The organism is Antarcticimicrobium sediminis (assembly GCF_004348975.1).
GTDB lineage: Bacteria > Pseudomonadota > Alphaproteobacteria > Rhodobacterales > Rhodobacteraceae > Antarcticimicrobium > Antarcticimicrobium sediminis.
The window spans coordinates 1-1974 of the sequence record NZ_SMFP01000053.1 but is presented as its reverse complement, the minus strand read 5'-3'; the positions used below and the strand labels follow the sequence as shown (position 1 = coordinate 1974).

At 59.7% G+C, this 1974-nt stretch carries 3 protein-coding genes and 1 pseudogene; 3 read left to right on the top strand and 1 reads right to left on the bottom strand.

Annotated elements, in window-relative coordinates:
• From E1B25_RS21955 to E1B25_RS21945, 3 genes are all read left to right on the top strand, one after another.
• Positions 1-825: transposase (locus E1B25_RS21955; RefSeq protein WP_132831683.1), on the top strand; the 825-nt coding region annotated here is incomplete at its 5' end.
• Positions 822-1586, top strand: a complete 765-nt coding sequence (istB, locus tag E1B25_RS21950) for an IS21-like element helper ATPase IstB (RefSeq protein ID WP_132831682.1) — start codon at positions 822-824, stop codon at positions 1584-1586. The genes E1B25_RS21955 and istB, both read left to right, overlap by 4 nt.
• Before the next feature lie 138 nt (positions 1587-1724).
• A complete protein-coding gene (locus E1B25_RS21945) occupies positions 1725-1889 on the top strand; it encodes a tripartite tricarboxylate transporter permease (protein ID WP_245510827.1) in 165 nt (54 codons plus the stop codon).
• Here the strand turns inward: E1B25_RS21945 and E1B25_RS21940 are convergent.
• Positions 1849-1974: pseudogene (locus E1B25_RS21940) on the bottom strand (IS481 family transposase); the annotation flags it as partial. The gene E1B25_RS21945 and the pseudogene E1B25_RS21940 overlap by 41 nt on opposite strands.

The following is a 1974-nucleotide window of genomic DNA, read 5'->3' as shown; positions in this document are numbered from 1 at the left end:
CGCTATGGGCGCCCGGGCAAAGGCAACGACAAGGGCAATGTCGAGGGGATGGTTGGGTATGCGCGGCGCAACCACATGGTGCCGATCCCCTGCTTCTCTGACTGGGACGCCTTCAACTCTGACCTTGAAGCCCAGTGCCGCGCCCGGCAAGACCATGTTCTTCGCGGCCACAAGGAGACCATCGGCGCGAGATTGCACCGTGATCTGGTTGCGATGCGACCTCTGCCAGCAGCGCCGTTCGAGGCCTGCGATCAGGCAAACGGTCGGGTCAGTTCCCAGTCTCTGGTTCGCTACGACACCAACGATTACTCGGTGCCCGTGGCCTATGGCCATCAGGATGTCTGGATCCGTGGTTATGTTGACCAGGTCATGATCGGCTGTCGCGGCGAGGTTATCGCTCGGCATCCGCGCAGCTACGACCGCGAGGACATGGTGTTCGACCCCATCCACTACCTCCCGCTGATCGAACGCAAGATCAACGCTCTGGACCAGGCCGCGCCGCTGGCGGAGTGGAACTTGCCCGAAGAGTTCGACACCCTCCGCCGCCTGATGGAGGCACGCATGCTGAAGATGGGGCGCCGCGAGTATGTGCAGGTGCTGCGCCTTCTCGAAAGCTTCGGCATGGATGACCTGCACGCTGCCGTGAAGAAGGCCCTGAAGCTGGGCACGGTCGGTTTTGACGCCGTGAAGCACCTTGCACTCTGCCAGGTCGAGAAGCGCCCCCCGAGGCTCGACCTTGATGTCTACCCGTACCTGCCGAGGGCAAATGTCGAGATGACCTCAGCGGCCAGCTACATGGCCCTGGTCTCGGAGGCCGCTGAATGACCCATGCTCCTGAGATTCTGCTCAGCCATCACCTCAAGACGCTGAAGCTGCCGACCTTCCTACGCGAGTATGAGAAGGTGGCACGCCAATGCGCTGCCGAGGGCTTGGACCATGTTCAGTTCCTGACGCGCTTGGTGGAGCTGGAACTGATTGACCGTGAGCGGCGCATGGTCGAGCGTCGCATCAAGGCGGCAAAATTCCCCGCCACAAAGAGTCTCGACAGCTTTGACTTCCGGGCGATTCCGAAGCTCAACAAGATGCAGGTGCTGGAGCTCTCCCGCTGTGAATGGATTGACCGGCGTGAGAACGTCATCGCCCTTGGGCCAAGCGGAACAGGCAAGACCCACGTGGCCCTGGGGCTGGGGCTCGCGGCTTGCCAAAAGGGTATGACGGTCAGCTTCACCACCGCCGCGGCCCTGGTCAATGAATTGATGGAGGCCCGTGACGAGCGCCGCTTGCTGCGCGTCCAGAAGCAGATGGCGAACGTCAAACTGTTGATCATTGATGAATTGGGCTTCGTGCCGCTCTCAAAGACCGGGGCAGAGCTTCTGTTCGAGTTGATCTCGCAGCGCTACGAGCGTGGATCCACGATAATCACAAGTAACCTTCCATTCGACGAATGGACCGAAACCTTTGGAACCGAGCGGCTTACAGGTGCGCTTCTTGATCGCCTGCCCCATCACGTCAACATCCTCGAGATGAATGGCGAGAGCTACCGGCTCGCCCAAAGTCGGGCGCGAAAGGCAAGCGCCGGTTCCTGATCTGAACCACCCAAACTTGACCTGAAGGGCCAAGGCGGCCAGTCAACCGCCAGCTATGTGGAGAGCGCGGCTGACTGGCCGCCAGTGCCGTTTGCCCCCCAACCACAACCCCCAATTGGCCTAATTTTGCGCCGCCCTATGGCCCATTTTTACGCCGCCGTTGACATCTTGCGCGTCCCCTTCCGCTGGTTGGCGCCGGGCATTCTCGTGTTGGCAATCATTGGCTCTTATGCCGTCAGAAATCTGTTTATAGATGTATGGGTTATGTGTCACATCCCGGGAGGTAATACGGCTGTTTTTTGAACAGCTCTGGTTTGAGTTTGTGCCAGTCTTTCATCGCCTGCAAGGGCGTCTTACTGCCCAAGGCTGATTGAGGAAGCTGTTGATT

Coding starts and splice junctions, on each gene's coding strand:
- istB (WP_132831682.1), top strand. CDS start 822: ATGACCCATGCTCCTGAGATTCTGCTCAGCCATCACCTCAAGACGCTG.
- E1B25_RS21945 (WP_245510827.1), top strand. CDS start 1,725: ATGGCCCATTTTTACGCCGCCGTTGACATCTTGCGCGTCCCCTTCCGC.